This window comes from Streptomyces sp. NPDC030799 (assembly GCF_055572255.1).
On record NZ_JBVIDS010000001.1, the window covers coordinates 529,335 to 546,246 of the forward strand.

The 16,912-nt window shown below is 71.2% G+C and carries 14 protein-coding genes; 5 read left to right on the forward strand and 9 right to left on the reverse strand.

Going from position 1 to position 16,912, the window contains the following annotated elements:
- Window positions 1-5 precede the first annotated feature (5 nt).
- Window positions 6-932, reverse strand: coding sequence for an ACP S-malonyltransferase (locus ACZ41I_RS02290; RefSeq protein ID WP_468512970.1), 927 nt, complete (start codon window positions 930-932; stop codon window positions 6-8).
- An 89-nt stretch (window positions 933-1,021) separates the two neighbouring features.
- Window positions 1,022-2,227: a fatty acid biosynthesis transcriptional regulator FasR gene (gene fasR / locus ACZ41I_RS02295; protein WP_363217536.1), complete on the reverse strand. Its 1,206-nt coding sequence runs from the start codon at window positions 2,225-2,227 to the stop codon at window positions 1,022-1,024.
- A 95-nt stretch (window positions 2,228-2,322) separates the two neighbouring features.
- Here fasR and ACZ41I_RS02300 point away from each other — a divergent pair, with 95 nt between their 5' ends.
- Window positions 2,323-2,976: a pirin family protein gene (locus ACZ41I_RS02300; protein ID WP_399772104.1), complete on the forward strand. Its 654-nt coding sequence runs from the start codon at window positions 2,323-2,325 to the stop codon at window positions 2,974-2,976.
- Between the two features lie 4 nt (window positions 2,977-2,980).
- On the opposite strand, the gene ACZ41I_RS02305 is transcribed toward ACZ41I_RS02300, so the two are convergent.
- Together ACZ41I_RS02305 and ACZ41I_RS02310 are read right to left on the reverse strand one after the other, a co-directional pair.
- Window positions 2,981-4,822, reverse strand: coding sequence for a serine/threonine-protein kinase (locus ACZ41I_RS02305; RefSeq protein ID WP_468512971.1), 1,842 nt, complete (start codon window positions 4,820-4,822; stop codon window positions 2,981-2,983).
- 62 nt (window positions 4,823-4,884) lie between these two features.
- Complete coding sequence (locus ACZ41I_RS02310; RefSeq protein ID WP_468512972.1) at window positions 4,885-5,712, reverse strand: serine hydrolase domain-containing protein; 828 nt, start codon at window positions 5,710-5,712, stop codon at window positions 4,885-4,887.
- Window positions 5,713-6,166: 454 nt separating this feature from the next.
- Here ACZ41I_RS02310 and ACZ41I_RS02315 point away from each other — a divergent pair, with 454 nt between their 5' ends.
- Window positions 6,167-6,631 (forward strand): MerR family transcriptional regulator, encoded by a 465-nt coding sequence (locus tag ACZ41I_RS02315; protein WP_363217539.1) that lies wholly within the window; start codon window positions 6,167-6,169, stop codon window positions 6,629-6,631.
- A complete protein-coding gene (locus ACZ41I_RS02320; RefSeq protein WP_399771717.1) occupies window positions 6,628-7,644 on the forward strand; it encodes an aldo/keto reductase in 1,017 nt (338 codons plus the stop codon). The genes ACZ41I_RS02315 and ACZ41I_RS02320 overlap by 4 nt, the downstream gene beginning before the upstream one ends.
- Window positions 7,645-7,671: 27 nt before the next feature.
- Here the strand turns inward: ACZ41I_RS02320 and ACZ41I_RS02325 are convergent, their stop codons facing one another.
- From ACZ41I_RS02325 to ACZ41I_RS02335, 3 genes are all read right to left on the reverse strand, one after another.
- Window positions 7,672-8,523: a DUF4429 domain-containing protein gene (locus tag ACZ41I_RS02325; RefSeq protein WP_468512973.1), complete on the reverse strand. Its 852-nt coding sequence runs from the start codon at window positions 8,521-8,523 to the stop codon at window positions 7,672-7,674.
- Between the two features lie 66 nt (window positions 8,524-8,589).
- Entirely contained in the window at window positions 8,590-9,807 is a 1,218-nt protein-coding gene (locus ACZ41I_RS02330; protein WP_399771714.1) for an alpha/beta hydrolase, read from the reverse strand.
- 84 nt (window positions 9,808-9,891) lie between these two features.
- A complete protein-coding gene (locus tag ACZ41I_RS02335; RefSeq protein ID WP_399771711.1) occupies window positions 9,892-10,527 on the reverse strand; it encodes a TetR family transcriptional regulator in 636 nt (211 codons plus the stop codon).
- Between the two features lie 84 nt (window positions 10,528-10,611).
- Between ACZ41I_RS02335 and ACZ41I_RS02340 the strand changes: the two genes are divergently transcribed.
- The gene (locus ACZ41I_RS02340; RefSeq protein ID WP_468513079.1) at window positions 10,612-12,213 is read left to right on the forward strand and encodes an MFS transporter; all 1,602 of its coding nucleotides are present in this window, start codon (window positions 10,612-10,614) and stop codon (window positions 12,211-12,213) included.
- Window positions 12,214-12,449: 236 nt separating this feature from the next.
- Window positions 12,450-12,758: a small hydrophobic protein gene (locus ACZ41I_RS02345; RefSeq protein ID WP_399772099.1), complete on the forward strand. Its 309-nt coding sequence runs from the start codon at window positions 12,450-12,452 to the stop codon at window positions 12,756-12,758.
- Between the two features lie 232 nt (window positions 12,759-12,990).
- Here the strand turns inward: ACZ41I_RS02345 and ACZ41I_RS02350 are convergent, their stop codons facing one another.
- The gene (locus ACZ41I_RS02350; RefSeq protein ID WP_399771708.1) at window positions 12,991-13,734 is read right to left on the reverse strand and encodes a potassium channel family protein; all 744 of its coding nucleotides are present in this window, start codon (window positions 13,732-13,734) and stop codon (window positions 12,991-12,993) included.
- Between the two features lie 71 nt (window positions 13,735-13,805).
- On the reverse strand, window positions 13,806-16,553 hold the full coding sequence (gene aceE / locus ACZ41I_RS02355; RefSeq protein ID WP_363217547.1) for a pyruvate dehydrogenase (acetyl-transferring), homodimeric type: 2,748 nt from the start codon (window positions 16,551-16,553) through the stop codon (window positions 13,806-13,808).
- Window positions 16,554-16,912 lie beyond the last annotated feature (359 nt).

Below are 16,912 nucleotides of genomic sequence, written 5' to 3' on the forward strand. Positions count from 1 at the left end.
GCTCCTTAGGCGCCGGCGTGCTCTGCGATGAGCGCGCGGGCCGCGTCGAGGTCGTCGGGGGTCTTCAGGGCCAGCGTGGTCACGCCGGGCAGGGCCCGCTTGGCCAGGCCGGTCAGGGTGCCGCCCGGGCACACCTCGACGAGCGCGGTGACGCCCAGCTCCTTGAAGGTCTCCATGCACAGGTCCCAGCGCACGGGGTTGGCGACCTGGCCGACCAGCCGGTCCAGCACCTCGGCGCCGGTGGCGACGGTCCGTCCGTCCTTGTTGGAGACGTAGGTGACCTTGGGGTCGGCGGGCGTGAGCTCCGCGGCGGCCTTGGCCAGCGTCTCGACGGCGGGAGCCATGTGGCGGGTGTGGAAGGCGCCGGCGACCTTCAGCGCGACGATCTTGCGGACGCCCTCCGGCTTGTCCTCGTTCAGCGCGGCCAGCTGCTCCAGCGTGCCCGCGGCGACGATCTGGCCCGCGCCGTTGATGTTCGCCGGGGTCAGACCGAGCTTCTCCAGGTGCGCGACCGAGGTCTCGGGGTCACCGCCGAGCAGCGCCGACATGCCGGTCTCGGTGATCGCGGCGGCGTCGGCCATCGCCAGACCCCGCTTGCGGACCAGGCCGAGCGCGGCGGTGTCGTCCAGCACGCCCGCGAAGGCGGCGGCGGTGATCTCACCGACGCTGTGACCGGCGACGGCGCCCAAGGCGATCTCGGAGATGTCACCGAGTGCCGCGGCGGACAGGATGCCGGCGGCCACCAGCAGTGGCTGGGCCACCGCGGTGTCGCGGATGGCGTCGGCGTCGGCCTGGGTGCCGTAGTGGACCAGGTCCAGTCCGATGGCGTCCGACCAGGCAGCCACACGGTCGGCGGCGCCGGGCAGTTCGAGCCAGGGGGTCAGGAAGCCGGGCGTCTGGGCGCCCTGGCCGGGAGCGACGAGTACGAGCACTCTCACACTCTCTCTTGGGGACGGCTGCGGCCGCCCGTGGGGACAGGGACGAAGAACACGAAGGGCTTTTGTGGGGCCCCGACAAAACCCTATGCCTGGGTCTCGCCGTCGGCCAGACGCCCGAGGATCAGCGCGATCCGCAGTGTGAAGGCGGATCGTACATCCGACGGCGACCAACCGGTGACGTCTGTCACACGTCGGAGCCGGTAGCGCACGGTGTTCGGGTGAACGAAAAGCATCCGGGCCGCGCCTTCCAGGCTGCTCGCCTGCTCCAGATAGACACTCAGTGTTTCCAGCAGCGCCGAGCCCGCTTCCTCCAGCGGTCTGTAGATCTCCTCCACCAGCTGCTCGCGGGCGCTCGGATCGCCCGCGATCGCGCGCTCCGGCAGCAGATCGTCCGCCAGCACCGGCCGCGGGGCGTCCTGCCAGGCCGAACACGCCTTCAGGCCCGCGGCGGCGGCCTGCGCGGACCGGGTGGCGGCCAGCAGATCGGGTACGACGGGCCCCGCGACGACCGGTCCGGCGGCGAAGGGCCCGATCAGTGACTTGGCCACGGCGAGCGGGTTGTTGCTTCCCCCGGCGACGACGACGAGCCGGTCCCCGAGGACCCCGGTGAGCACCTGGAGCTTGGCGTGCCGAGCGGCCCGCCGAATGGCCTCGACGGTCAGCTCGCTGTCCCCGTCGGGCGCGGTCCCGAGCACGACACACACATGCTCCGGCGAGTTCCACCCGAGGGCGGCGGCCCGGCTGACGGCGCCCTCGTCCGCCTCTCCGCTGAGCACGGCGTTGACGACCAGCGACTCCAGCCGCGCGTCCCAGGCACCGCGTGCCTCGGCGGCCTGGGCGTACACCTGCGCGGTGGCGAAGGCGATCTCCCGCGCGTACACGAGCAGAGCCTCGCGCAGCACGCTCTCGTCCCCCGGAGCGGCCACCTCGTCGATGGCGCTCTCCATGACCTCGATGGTGGTCCGCACCATCTCCACGGTCTGCCGCAGCGTGATGGCCCGGGTCAGCTCGCGCGGGGCGGTGCCGAAGACATCGGTGGAGATCGCCTGCGGGGCGTCCGGGTGCCGGAACCACTCGGTGAAGGCCGCGATGCCCGCCTGGGCGACCAGCCCGATCCAGGAACGGTTCTCCGGGGGCATGGCCCGGTACCACGGCAGGGTCTCGTCCATCCGCGCGATGGCCTGCGCGGCAAGAGACCCGGAGGACTTCTCCAGCCGCTTGAGGGTGGCGGCGTGCGGGTGGACGACGTGTGCGTGGGGATCGCTGCGGTGGGATTCGGGTTCGGGCACGGGGACAAGACTGCCTTATCCGGACGCCGACGTGTTCCGCCGGGTCAGGGCTGAGGGGCGTGCGCGGTTTCCCGCAGGTCTACGGTTGTCCCGTGATGGACGTACGCCGCGCCGGTGAGCGCTACCGCGGTGGGGAGGCGGAGGCCGGCATCGAGTCGTGGCACGCCTTCTCCTTCGGGCCGCACTACGACCCCGACAACCTGCGCTTCGGCACGCTGATCGCCTGCAACGAGGAACGCCTCGCACCCGGCGCCGGCTTCGACGAGCACCCGCACAGCCACACCGAGATCGTCACCTGGGTCGCCGAGGGCGAACTGACCCACCGCGACTCCACGGGCCACGAAACCCGGGTGCTCCCCGGCGACGTCCAGCACCTCAGCTCGGCCGCGGGCGTCCGGCACGTCGAGCGCAACGACGGTGACGCCCCGTTGACCTTCATCCAGATGTGGCTGGCGCCTCTGGAGCCCGGCGGTGAGCCGTCGTACACCGTCGTGCCCGGCCTTGCCGACTCCACCCCGTACGCACTTCCGGCCGCGGGCGCGCTGCTGCACGTGAGGCGGCTGGAACCGGGGGAGCGCACGGCGGTGCCGGACGCCGCGTACGTGTACGTCCACGTCGTACGCGGCGATGTCCGGCTGGCCGGCGAGCGGCTGGGCCCCGGTGACGCGGCCCGCATCACCGGGGCCCGGGGCATGGAGGCGGTGGGGGTGACCCGGGCCGAACTGCTGGTGTGGGAGCTGTCCGGCTGAGCGCTCACTGGTCGGCGCTGGGCTGCTCCGCGTTGCGCCAGACGGTGATGTCGACCGAGATGTAGTCGCTGGGGCCGTTGCGGGGCGCGGCCCCCTTGTAGGTGACCACCGCGATGTGACCGGCCTTGGTGTGCACGCAGATCTGCGAGCCCGCGCTGAGCTGCGAGAGATGGATGTCCTCGGCGTAGCGGGTCTCGTTCCGGCAGGTCGCCAGCGAGCCCTTCTCCGCGTTGTTCAGCAGCACGACCTTCTCGCTGTTGCTGCCGACGACGGGTGTCTGGTCGTCGGAGACGAACGCGTCGTTGTCGTAGTAGAAGTCGGCGCTGTCCCCGAAGCGGGCGTTGGCGCCTTCTTCCTCCTGGACCGGCTTCGGCGGCGAGTCCGCGAACCGCACCCAGTAGCCCTTGGGGATGTTGATGCCCTTGAAGGCAACCGGCTTGGGGTCGGGCCGGGTCGAGGCGGCACCGGAGCCGGGGGCCGAGCCCGGGTGCGAGACCGGGCCGGAGTGCGCGCCGGAAGCCTGTGCGGAGGCGCTCGTGCCGTCGCCCTTCGTGCTGACACCGGCCGTTCTGCTCAGATACACCGCGCCCGCCACGCCGACGACCAGCGCCGCCGCGACGACCGAGGCGATCACGCCGGTCCGGTTCCCGCGGACCGGCCGCGGCCGGGCCCCGGGCCAGGCAGCGGCAGGCGGCGCGTACGGTGCCGCCGGCGCGGGCGACGGCGGTGCGGGTGGCGGAGTGTACGGCGCGCTCACGGTGGGGACGGCGTACGGCGCCGGCCGGTCGAGCCGGGTCACGGGAGCGGTCGCCGCAGGCTCGGGTATCGCGGCGGTGGCCCGGGTCCCCGGTGCGGTCGCCGGTGGTGCCTGGGGCGGCACGGGGGGCATGGCGGGCTGCGCGGCGGGCATGGCCTCGGCCGCCGCGTCGGCCGCCAGTGCGGCGGACGCCGAGACACGCTGGGTGATCTGGGTGCCGATCGCCTCGGGCAGCCACGCGCCGGACTGGCGCAGCCCGCCCGGCGACGCGTTCTGGCACAGCGCGATGACCTCCTCGGGGGAGGGCCGGTCCGCCGGATCCTTCGCCAGGCAGCGGTCGACGAACCCCAGGGCGTCCGGCAGGCCGGTGAGGTCGGGCTTCTCGTGGACGATCCGGTACAGCACGGCGTGCGAGGGTCCCTCGCCGTACGCTGCCGAACCGCAGGCCGCGAACGCGGCGACCTGGCCGAGCGCGAAGACGTCGGAGGCAGGCGTGATCTCGCGACCGGTGGCCTGCTCCGGCGACATGAAGGCCGGGGTGCCGACCGAGACGCCGGTGCCGGTGAGGGCGGTGGCGTCGGTGGCACGCGCGATGCCGAAGTCGATGACCCGGGGACCGTTGTCGGCCAGTAGCACGTTGGACGGCTTGAGGTCGCGGTGCACGATCCCCGCACCGTGGATGACCGTCAGTGCCTCCGCCACCCCCGCGATCAGCAGCAGGAGGGTGGACACCGGGAGCGGGCCGTGCTCGGCGACGGCCGCCGCCAGCGAGGGGCCGGGTACATAGGCGGTGGCCAGCCAGGGCCGCGCGCCTTCGGTGTCGTAGTCGATGACCGGCGCGGTGTACAGGCCCTGCACACGCTGGGCCGCCTGGACCTCCTGCCGGAACCGCCGGCGGAACTCGGGGTCCTCGCTCAGCTCCGGCCGGATGGTCTTGAGCGCTATCGGATGGCCACCGGGCGTGTACGACAGGTACACCGTGCCCATGCCGCCCGAACCGAGCCGAGCCGCCAGCCGGTAGCCCGCCACCGCTTGAGGATCACCGCTCTCCAACGGCCGGAACTGGCCGTCGCTCTGGAGCCCGCCCATCACACTCCCCCGAGGTCCGTCACTGTGCTCCCGTGATGCACGGCGAGGCTATCCGACAGTGATCAACTGCCGTCGCGCGCCTCTGCCAGCACCGCGTCCGTGAACACCGGCCATGCCTCGATCGCCCAGGGCCCGAACGCCCGGTCCGTGAGCGCGGTGCACGCCAGCCCCGCGTCCGGGTCGATCCACAGGAACGTACCGGCCTGCCCGAAGTGCCCGAAGGTGCGGGGCGAGGAGGAACTCCCCGTCCAGTGCGGTGACTTGCCGTCGCGGATCTCGAAGCCCAGCCCCCAGTCGTTCGGGTTCTGGTGCCCGTACCCCGGCAGCACCCCCTTCGTCCCCGGGTACTGCACGCTCATCACCTCCGCGACGGTGCGCACATCCAGCAGGCGCGGCGCCTGCACCTCGGCGGCGAAGCGCAGCAGGTCCTCGACCGTCGACACGCCGTCCTTCGCCGGGGACCCCTCCAGCGAGGTCGCCGTCATCCCCAGCGGCTCCAGCACCGCCTGCCGCAGATACTCCGCGAACGGAATGTCCGTCGCCTTGGCGATGTGGTCGCCGAGCTGCTCGAACCCGGCGTTGGAGTAGAGACGGCGCTCACCGGGGGGCGCCATCACCTTGTGCTCGTCGAAGGCCAGCCCGGACGTGTGCGCGAGCAGGTGCCGGACGGTCGCCCCGGGCGGTCCGGCGGGCTCGTCCAGCTCGATCGCGCCCTCCTCGTACGCGACGAGCGCCGCGTAGGCCGCCAGCGGCTTGGTGACCGAGGCGAGCGGAAAGCGGTGTCCGGCGGGGCCGTGCGTCCCGAGGACGGTCCCGTCGGCTCGTACGACGCCCGCCGCGGCGGTGGGCACGGGCCAGTTCTCGATCGACGTCAAGCTGTTCAACGACATGGTGCGAGCCTATGCGGCTCACAGCAGCGGCCGCATCGACGGGTCGGGGCACGGCTGAAGCCGAGGAAGGCGTACCGCGGTTCGGCGTCCGGGGAGGCGTTGAGCAGCACATGGCCCCAGCGCCCCGCTCCCGGAGCCGGGCCAGCAGCTCCTCCATGCAGGCGCGGGGCGCGGGCGTACCCTCGCCGCCGGGCGCCGTGTCGGTCGCGGCCGGTGCTCCAGGCCGGTCCGGATGGTCCACGACGGAGGCCGCGAAGTCCCCGTCGGACTCGATGAGCCGCGCGAGCCGCGCATGACCTGGCGCAGGCGCGGTGCTGCCGTGGCATCCTCGGGCAGGGCCCGGCGTGCACGGCTCGGGTGCCGCACGCCGGCCGGGCGCACCGGCTCGCGTCCTGCGGATTTCTTACCGGATCCGCTTGCTTGGAGTGCACTCCAAGGCCATAGCGTGGAGGCCATGACGGTGATGCAGACCCCGCCGGCGGACACCGCGCCCCCGGCCCCCGCCGACATCTGCTCCGCCCCGCCCAGACGTCATCCGCGCCCCGACGGCCAGGACCACTACACGATCAGCGAGGTCGTCGCGTTCACCGGCCTGACCGCGCACACCCTGCGCTGGTACGAGCGGATCGGCCTGATGCCGCACGTCGACCGCTCGCACACCGGTCAGCGGCGCTACCGCAACCGCGACCTGGACTGGCTGGACTTCGTGACCAAGCTGCGGCTGACCGGGATGCCGGTGGCGGACATGGTCCGGTACGCGGAGCTGGTCCGGGAGGGCGAGAGCACCTACCGGGAACGGCAGGAACTGCTGGAGTCGACCCGCCGCGACGTGCTGAGCCGGATCGCCGAACTGCGGGACACGCTCGCCGTGCTCGACCGCAAGATCAGTTTCTACGCCACAGAGGGGACCACACGATGACCGACGCCAGGATCCCGACGGTACGGCTCGGCGAGAGCGGACCCGAGGTCGGCGTACAGGGCCTCGGCTGCATGGGCATGAGCTTCGCCTACGGTCCCACCGACGCCGGCCAGGCGCGCGCCGCGCTGGACCGGGCGCTGGAGCTGGGCGTGACGCTGTACGACACGGCGGACGCCTACGGCGCGGGCGAGAACGAGCGGTTCCTGTCCCCCTTCTTCAAGGCGCACCGGGACGAGGTGGTCATCGCCACCAAGTTCGCCCTGTCGATCCCGCCTCACGACCCGACCGAGCGGATCATCCGCAACGACGCGCCGTACATCCGCGAGGCCGTCGAGGCCAGCCTGAAGCGTCTCGACGTCGACGTGATCGACCTCTACTACATGCACCGCCGTGATGTGAACGTCCCCATCGAGGACACCGTCACCGTGATGGCCGAGCTGGTCCGCGAGGGCAAGGTCAAGCACCTCGGGCTGAGCGAGGTCACCGCCGAGGAGCTGCGCGCCGCGCACGCCGTGCACCCGATCGCGGCCGTGCAGTCGGAGTGGTCGCTGTTCAGCCGGGACATCGAGGCGCAGGTCGTACCGGCCGCGCGGGACCTGGGTGTCGCCCTGGTGCCGTACTCGCCGCTCGGCCGCGGCTTCCTCACCGGATCCTTCGCCAACGCCGAGCAGGACCTCACGGCCGACGACTTCCGCCGTCTGCAGCCCCGCTTCACCGGCGCCAACGCGGCCGCCAACGCCGCCCTCCTGGAGCCCCTGCGCGCGATCGCCGAGGCCCACGGCGCCACCCCCGGCCAGATCGCCCTGGCCTGGGTCCAGCAGCGCGCCACGCTCGACACCCTGCCGGTCGTCCCGATCCCGGGCACCCGCAAGCCGGGCAGGGTGGAGGAGAACGTGGCGGCGACCCGCATCACCCTCAGCGCCGAGGAACTGGCCCAACTGGAGCCGATCGCGGCGAAGGTGGCCGGCGACCGGTACGCGGACATGAGCTTCACCTCTGCGGGAAGGGAATAGCAGCCGACCACCCCGGCCCGGCAGACGCTAGAGCTCGGCCAGCAACTCCGCCTTCTTGCAGGAGAACTCCTCGTCGGTGACCAGCCCCGCCTGATGCAACTCCCCGAGATGCCGGATCCGTTCGGCGATGTCCGCGGGGTCGCGCCGGGACGGGGCCGGTACCACCGGTACCGGCCCCCTGGTGCGTGCGGCGGCGAGCACGGCCGCGGCGAACGGCAACGACTCGTGCACCGGCCCGTACCCGAGACCGAACACCACCGTCGCCGGGTCCTGATCGGGCTGCACCAACGGGCCCGAACCGTCACGCCGTACCAGGCGCAGATGCCCCTCGAACACCTCCGGCGACCGCCACTCCACCCCGCTCAGGTCGGCGACCGCGAAGCTCTGGTCACCGGCCTTCCACTTCGCCGACGACGCCCCCGTCCACGACCAGCGGAACTGCACGGACGTCCCGTCGAAGGACGCCTTGCCGTCGTACGCCTTGAACTGCAGCGGCGCCTCGGGCACCGGCACCAGGAACCGGTCGGCCGGCCCGGACCCGGACTCGGTCAGCAGCGACTTCAGCTCGTCCGCGTAGTACTCGGCGAGAGCCTCCCGCTCGGCCGACAGCACCAGCCGGTACGGATCGGAGCCCTCCTTCAGCTGCCCGTCCGCCGCCTCCATCAGCGGATCGGCGCCGGGGCGGGGCACCAGCCGCAGGACGACGGTGCCGCGCTTGCCCGGGGTGAGGGTCACCCCCTCGACCGCGGACAGCGGGACGCGCCGTTCTCCGAGCGCCTGCAACAGCTTCGGTGTTCGAATCCCCCGTTCGTAGCGGATGAGCACGGAGTCGGACTCGAACTCCCAGACGGCATGAAAACCCGCCAGTACGTCACCCATGCGGCTCATCGTATGCGGCACGTGCTCCTCCGTCGCCACCTGCGCAGACCGCACTTCCTGCTGTTTCTACGCGCGTCCGGCCGTGGTAGTGCCGGGCACACCGGCCCGGCACGCATCGTTCTCGCGTGCGCACGTCACCGCGCCGTACGCGCCGACCCCGACGCCGGCGAGGTTGCGCAGGCTGTCCGTGCCCGGCTGGAAGTAACCGGCGTGCCCCTGTGCGTCCCGCGCGGACAGCACCCGCGCGCCGAACGCCGAGGACACCGGATCGGCGCCGTGCCCGAGCCCGCCGAGCTCCAGATACGGCACGTCCTGGACCCAGTCGGTGGCGTCCCGCATGGCCCACACCCGGGCCCCCGTGTCCAGATGGGAGGCGCTGGGGACCCGCATGCCGGGGCTCGCGGCCACCGCTATGTCGGTCACCCGGCGGGGCAGTGCGGGCGCGGCGACCCCGCAGACCACCGAGCCGTAGCTGTGGCAGATCATCGCCACCGGGGCATGGCCGGGCAGGCCGCCCACCAGGGCGTTCAGCCGTACGGCGCCCTCCGCGGCGCGCAGCCCGGTGGCCGCGTCCATGCCGAGTCCGTCCGGGGCGGTGTAGTCGGCCCAGGCGATCACGGCCGTACGCGTCCCGGGGCTCTGCGCGCGCTCCGCCGCATACAGGGCCTCGGCCATGCCGACCGGGGCGGAGTAGGGGCGGGCGGTCCTCTGGAAGGTGAGCAGATCGGTGTCGACACCGGGGACGACGACCGAGATCCGCTGCGCCTCGTCCAGGTTCCCGAACACCTCGGCGACGCGGCCCGAGCCCTCGGGGTCGAAGGCCAGGATCTGCCGGCCCGGGCTCAGCAGGGACTCGTAGCGGTGCATACGACTGCCCGCGTCCTGCTGTCCGGCCGTGCTGAGCCGGCTGTCGTGCATACGTTTCTTCTCGACCTCGCGCTGCTGCTCCAGCGCGATGCGGTTGGCGCGGTAGCGCACGGCGGCGGGGGCGCCGTTCATGTTGCCGACCGCGAGCGGGTAGCGGTGGGCGAGTCGGTTCCGGTCCTCGGGGGAGAGGGAGGCGAAGAAACGGCTGAGCCGGGCCGGTGCGGCCTGGGGGTCCGGCAGACGGAGGCCGTGGATGCTGCCGTGCTCCCACTGGGCGAGCGAGGCCTGCAGTGCGGTCGACTCCCGGTGACTGCGCAGGGCGGTCCAACCGGTGGTCGCGAGCATCACGAACACCACGGCCAGCGCCAGCAGGGCGCGCCAGACGTTCAGTGGCGGGGAGGTGTCGAAGGAAGTCACTGGGAGGACACACTAGGAGAACGAGAGGGTCTCGGGGTAACCCAGTGACAGGGATCACGTTTCGCGGAACGGTCGAACGCCCCGTCAACGATCTTTTGTTGCACGCCAGTTTCCGGTGAGCGCCGGACCCACCTGATCGAGGTAGGCCGCGGTGAGTTGACGCATCGCCGCCAGGCTGAAGTCGTCGCCCGTGCACCACTGCCGTTCCGTGACCCTTATCACTCCGCCGAACACGGCCACGGCCAGCCGCGGTCGCGGGTCGGCGTCCACGTCCACACCCTCGCGCTCGGCGAGCAGTCGCGCGATGGTCTCCTCGGTCGCCGCCGAGCGGCGCAGATGGGCGGCGAGCAGCGCGGGCGTCGATTCGATCGTCCGGTACATGCGCAGATACAGCTCGACCGGGACGGCCGACTCGACGGTCTCGCGGATCGCGTCCCAGCCCTCCAGGACCGCCTGTCGCAGGGCCTCCATCGGCGCCTCGTGCGCGGGCCGGGCCCGTACGGCGGCCACGAAGCGTTCCTCGGTCATTCCCTGCACCGCGAAGGCCACGTCCTCCTTGCCGGCGAAGTAACGGAAGAAGGTGCGCTGGGAGACGTCGACGGCCTCGGCGATCTCGTCGACGGTCGTGTGCTCGTACCCCTGGGTGGTGAACAGTTCCAGAGCGGCCCGCACCAGCTCCTCCCGGGTGCGCTGTTTCTTGCGTTCGCGCAGTGTTTCCATAGGTGTCAGTTACTGACTGCTGAAATGATTTGTCAATTGTCAGAGGCTGTCACTAGCCTCGAACACATGACTAGTCAGAGCACCATGGATGCGACGGGGCCGGGGGACGCACGCTCGGCAGCCCCGCTCGGGTCGGCTCCGGCCGCGGGGCTGCGCGGCCATCCCTGGCTCACCCTCATCACCGTCGCCGTGGGCGTCATGATGGTGGCCCTCGACGGCACCATCGTGGCGATCGCCAATCCGTCGATCCGGGACGACCTGCACGCGACCTTCGCCGACGTGCAGTGGATCACCAACGGCTACTTCCTCGCCCTCGCGGTCACCCTGATCACCGCGGGAAAGCTGGGTGACCGCTTCGGCCACCGGCAGACGTTCCTCATCGGTGTGACCGGCTTCGCCGCCGCCTCCGGCGCCATCGGCCTGTCCCACACCATCGCCGCGGTCGTCGCCTTCCGTGTCTTCCAGGGCCTGTTCGGCGCGCTGCTGATGCCGGCCGCGCTCGGCCTGCTGCGGGCCACCTTCCCGGCCGAGCAGCTCAACATGGCCATCGGCATCTGGGGCATGGTGATCGGCGCGTCCACCGCGGGCGGTCCGATCCTCGGCGGTGTCCTCGTCGAGCACGTCAACTGGCAGTCGGTGTTCTTCATCAACGTCCCGGTCGGCGTACTCGCCCTGCTCCTCGGCACGCTGATCCTGCTCGACCACCGCGCGCAGAACGCACCGCGCTCCTTCGACATCCTCGGCATCGCCCTGCTCTCCGGCGCGATGTTCTGCCTGGTCTGGGCCCTCATCAAGGCCCCCACCTGGGGCTGGGGCGACGGCAGGACATGGATGTTCGTCATCGCGTCCGTGGCGCTGTTCGCCGTGTTCTCCTACTGGGAGACGAGGGTCGAGGAACCCCTCATCCCGCTGGGCCTGTTCCGCTCGGTACCGCTGTCGGCCGGTGTCATCCTGATGGTCCTCATGGCCATCGCGTTCATGGGCGGGCTCTTCTTCGTCACCTTCTACCTGCAGAACGTGCGCGGGATGAGCCCCATCGACGCCGGCCTGCACCTGCTGCCGCTCACCGGCATGATGATCGTCGGCTCCCCGCTGGCCGGCGCCGCGATCACCAAGCTCGGCCCGCGCATCCCCCTGGCCGGCGGCATGGCCGTGACAGCCGTCGCCATGTACGGCATGTCGACGCTGAAGGCCGACACCGGCAGCGGAGTGATGTCCGTCTGGTTCGTGCTGCTCGGCCTCGGTCTCGCGCCGGTCATGGTCGGTGCCACCGAGGTCATCGTCGGCAACGCGCCCATGGAGCTGTCCGGCGTCGCGGGCGGCCTCCAGCAGGCGGCCATGCAGATCGGCGGCAGCCTTGGCACGGCCGTGCTGGGCGCCGTGATGGCCTCCAAGGTGGACAGCGATCTGCCGGGCAACTGGACGGGGGCGGGGCTGCCGCGGCTGACCCCGGACCAGCTGGACAAGGCCTCGGAGGCGGTGCAGGTCGGCGTCGCCCCGGTGCCGAAGGGCGTTCCGGAGCCGGTCGCCGCGCGGATCACCGAGGTCGCGCACCACACCTTCATCTCCGGCATGAGCCTCGCCTCCCTGGTCGCGGCGGGCGTGGCGGCCGTCGCCGTCCTCGTCGCGCTGCTGACCAAGCGGGGCGCGAACTCCGGGGCGGGAGCGGGCGTGGGCCACATCTGAGTGCCGCTCCCGGCGAGATTGCGGGCGGAGTTCGCCTATCAGGGTGACTCCGCTAAAGATTCCTCGCACTGGGCGCGCGCCGCAGGTCACAGTGGGTCAAGTCCTCCGCAGTGCATGGGAGGACCGCCGGGCCGGGGCGCGCGCTGCTGGAGGGGGGCAGCGCGCGCAGGTCTGCCGGCGGCGAACCGGGGTACCCGCACAGCGAAGCCGAACTGTCCATGAGCCTCAGGGAGTTGATGATGGCGGGCTTCGGGAACGGAACGCGCGGGTACCCCCGCTCACGTGGCCGGACGTGGCAACGGACCGGGCCGGACCGCGCGACCCTCGGCATCATCGGCACGATCTGTGCCGTGGCCGGCTTCTTCGCACTGGGCGTCGTCCTGGGACCGGTGGCGATGCTGTGCGGCTGGCAGGCGATGGGCCGCAGGTGGTCGAACGACCGGGACATCCCGGCGCTGGTGGCCCTGATCCTCGGCGCGATCGACACGCTGCTGGCCGTCATCGCCCTGGCGGGCGCGGCCACCTGGGGCCACGGGCTCCTCTAGCCGACGGGTCCTTCTTGCCGGGGCTGCGCCGCCGCCGCGTGCGAGCGCGTCCTGGCCGGTCGCGCCCACGCGGCGGAGCCGCAGATCAAACACAGCCCCGCGCCCCTGGGCAGCGGCAGCGCCGCCGGCTTCCTGGCGCCGCCGCTGCGGGCGGTCGCGCCCCCAGTGCCTTGAGGGCCTGCACACGCCGGTGAGCGACCGGCCCCCGGCCGACCGCGGCACCCGGCGCCGGTCAACTGCGCTGCTGCTCCCGCTCGCCGGCCAACCGGGCCACTTCCGCCCGCAGCAGCCGTACCTCCTCGGCCAGGGCAGCGATCGCCTCCGTCTGGCGCCGCTCCTCCACGTCGTCCTTCTCGAACCGCGCGATGAACCACGCCGCGATGTTCGCGGTGACGACACCCAGCAGCGCTATCCCGGACAGCATCAGTCCGACGGCGATCATCCGCCCCAGCCCGGTCGTCGGCGCGTGATCCCCGTACCCCACGGTCGTCATCGTCGTGAACGACCACCACACCGCGTCACCCAGCGTCCGGATGTTCCCCTTCGGCGAGTCCCGCTCGACGGAGAGCACCGCCAGCGAGCCGAACATCAGCAGTCCGACCACCGCCCCGGCGACGTACGTCGTGAGCCGGATCTGCGAGGCCATCCGCGCCCGCCGCCCCACCAGCAGCAGCGTCGACACCATCCGCAGCAGCCGCAGCGGCTGCAGCAGCGGCAGCACCACGGCGCACAGGTCTATCCAGTGCGTGCGGACGAACTCCCGGCGCCGGGGGGTGATCACCAGCCGTATCAGGTAGTCCAGCGCGAACGCGGCCCACACCACCCACTCCGTGGTGGTGCACAGGAGCGTCAGGGACCGGCTCGCGGGGTCGTCCACGATCGGTACGGCATAGGCGACGGCGAACGCCACCGCCAGCGCGAGCAACGGACGCTGGGTGAGCCGCTCCCAACGTGCCTGCGCCGACTGATCGTTCATGCCCGCAATGGTAAAGAAAAAGCAACGAGGGCGGCGCCACCGGCACCGCCCTGCGTCGGACACGCGCAGCGTTACGCGTCGCCACCCGCGATTCCCGGGTCCGCCGCCGACACATCCAGCAGCTGGTACCGGTCGATGGCCTGCTTCAGGGCGGAGCGGTCGATCTTGCCCTCGCGGGCCAGCTCGGTCAGCACCGCGACGACGATCGACTGCGCGTCGATGCGGAAGAAGCGCCGGGCCGCGCCCCGGGTGTCGGCGAAGCCGAAGCCGTCCGCGCCGAGCGACTGGTACGTGCCCGGCACCCACCGCGCGATCTGGTCCGGAACCGACCGCATCCAGTCGGACACGGCCACGAACGGCCCCTCCGCGCCGCCGAGCTTCCGCGTCACGTACGGCACCCGCTGCTCCTCCTCCGGATGCAGCAGGTTGTGCTCCTCGCACTCCACCGCCTCGCGGCGCAGCTCGTTCCAGGAGGTGGCCGACCATACGTCGGCGCGTACGTTCCAGTCCGCGGCGAGGATCCTCTGCGCCTCCAGTGCCCACGGGACCGCCACGCCCGACGCCATGATCTGCGCCGGGATCGAGCCGCTCGTGCCCTCACCGATCTTGTGGACGCCCTTGAGGATGCCCTCGACGTCCACGTTCGCCGGCTCGGCCGGGTGCTGGATGGGCTCGTTGTAGACGGTCAGGTAGTAGAAGACGTCCTCGCCGTGGGGGTGGTCCGCGTCGGCGCCGTACATCCGGCGCAGGCCGTCCTGGACGATGTGCGCGATCTCGTAGGCGTACGCCGGGTCGTAGGCCACGCACGCCGGGTTGGTCGAGGCGAGCAGCTGCGAGTGGCCGTCCGCGTGCTGCAGACCCTCACCGGTCAGCGTCGTACGGCCGGCGGTCGCACCCAGGACGAATCCGCGCGCCAGCTGGTCGGCCATCTGCCAGAACTGGTCACCCGTGCGCTGGAAACCGAACATCGAGTAGAAGACGTACACCGGGATCAGCGGCTCGCCGTGTGTGGCGTACGCCGAGCCCGCCGCGATCAGGGAGGCCGTACAGCCCGCCTCGGAGATGCCGTCGTGCAGCATCTGGCCGGTCGGCGACTCCTTGTAGGCGAGCAGCAGGTCCCGGTCGACCGCCTCGTACTGCTGGCCGAGCGGGTTGTAGATCTTCGCACTCGGGAAGAAGGAGTCCATGCCGAAGGTGCGGTACTCGTCCGGCGCGATCAGCACGAACCGCTTGCCGATCTCCTTGTCCCGCATGAGGTCCTTCAGGAGCCGGACGAACGCCATGGTCGTGGCGATGGACTGCTGGCCCGTGCCCTTCTTCACCGTCGCGTACGCCTTGTCGTCCGGCAGCGCGAGCGGCTTGGAGCGCACGACGCGCGTGGGGACGTACCCGCCGCACGCCTTGCGCATGTCGTGCATGTACTGGATCTCTTCGGTGTTCCGGCCCGGGTGGTAGTACGGCGGCAGGCCGGAGTCCAGCTCCTTGTCGGAGATCGGCAGGTGCAGCCGGTCCCGGAAGCGCTTGAGGTCGTCGACCGTCAGCTTCTTCATCTGGTGCGTGGCGTTGCGGCCCTCGAAGTTCGGTCCCAGGGTCCAGCCCTTGACCGTCTTGGCCAGGATGACCGTCGGCTGGCCCTTGTGCTCCAGGGCCGCCTTGTACGCCGCGTAGATCTTCCGGTGGTCGTGACCGCCGCGGCCCAGCATCAGGATCTGGTGGTCGGTCATGTTCTCGACCATCGAGCGCAGCCGGACGTCGTCGCCGAAGAAGTGCTCGCGGATGTACGCGCCGGACTCGGTGGCGTAGGTCTGGAACTGGCCGTCCGGAGTCGTGTTCATCCTGTTGACCAGCACGCCGTCCCGGTCCTGCGCGAGCAGCGGGTCCCAGGAGCGGTCCCAGATCAGCTTGATCACGTTCCAGCCGGCGCCCCGGAAGATCGACTCCAGCTCCTGGATGATCTTGCCGTTGCCGCGCACCGGACCGTCCAGCCGCTGCAGGTTGCAGTTGACGACGAAGGTCAGGTTGTCCAGGCCCTCCCGGGCGGCGATGGACAGCTGGCCGAGCGACTCCGGCTCGTCCATCTCGCCGTCGCCGAGGAACGCCCACACGTGCGACCTGGAGGTGTCGGCGATGCCGCGCGCCTGCATGTAGCGGTTCATCCGCGCCTGGTAGATCGCGCCGAGCGGGCCGAGCCCCATGGAGACCGTCGGGAACTCCCAGAAGTCCGGCATCGAGCGCGGGTGCGGATAGCTGGACAGGCCGTTCGGGTACTTCGACTTCTCCTGGCGGAAGCCGTCGAGCTGGTCCTCGGTGAGCCGGTCCAGGAGGTACGCGCGGGCGTAGATGCCCGGGGAGGCGTGGCCCTGGAAGAAGACCTGGTCGCCGCCGTCGCCCTCGTCCTTGCCGCGGAAGAAGTGGTTGAAGCCGACGTCGTACAGCGAGGCCGAGGAGGCGAAGGTGGCGATGTGACCGCCGACGCCGATGCCGGGGCGCTGGGCGCGCGAGACCATCACGGCCGCGTTCCAGCGGGTCGCGTTGAGGATCCTGCGCTCGATCTCCTCGTTGCCCGGGAAGAACGGCTCCGCCTTGGTGGGGATCGTGTTGACGTAGTCCGTGCTGCGCATCTCGGGCACGGCCACGCGCCGCTCGCGGGCCCGTTCGATCAGCCGGAGCATGAGGTAGCGGGCCCTCTCCCGGCCGCGCTCGTCCACGGCGGCGTCGAGGGAGTCGAGCCACTCCTGGGTCTCTTCGGGATCGAAGTCAGGAACCTGACTCGGAAGGCCGCCAATGATGATCGGATTGCGATCGGATCCGGAAGCCACGCTGTTCCTTACCTGTCAGAGGGCCAGTTTTTTGCACCTGCCTACACCGTTCCCCATCGTGTACCTCGGGACGGCGTACGTCATCTCCTCGGTGGCCATCGGTCTCTTCCTCGGTCAAAACGCAACGATACGCCCGGGGTGTGACAGGCTTGGCAAAGCCGTTCGAGGGTCGTATCGCTGAATGATTCCGAATGGCGCAAACCGGGCACATCGGTGTGATGTGGGTCTCGAGGAATCGGGATACGGTGCCAGGAGTTGCGGGGACACGGCCGGGATCGTCACCGTTTCGGCGGTCCGGACGGCCGGGTACTTGCGCGATCCGTCCCGCCCGTGTGGACTACGGCCAATGCTTCGCGCAC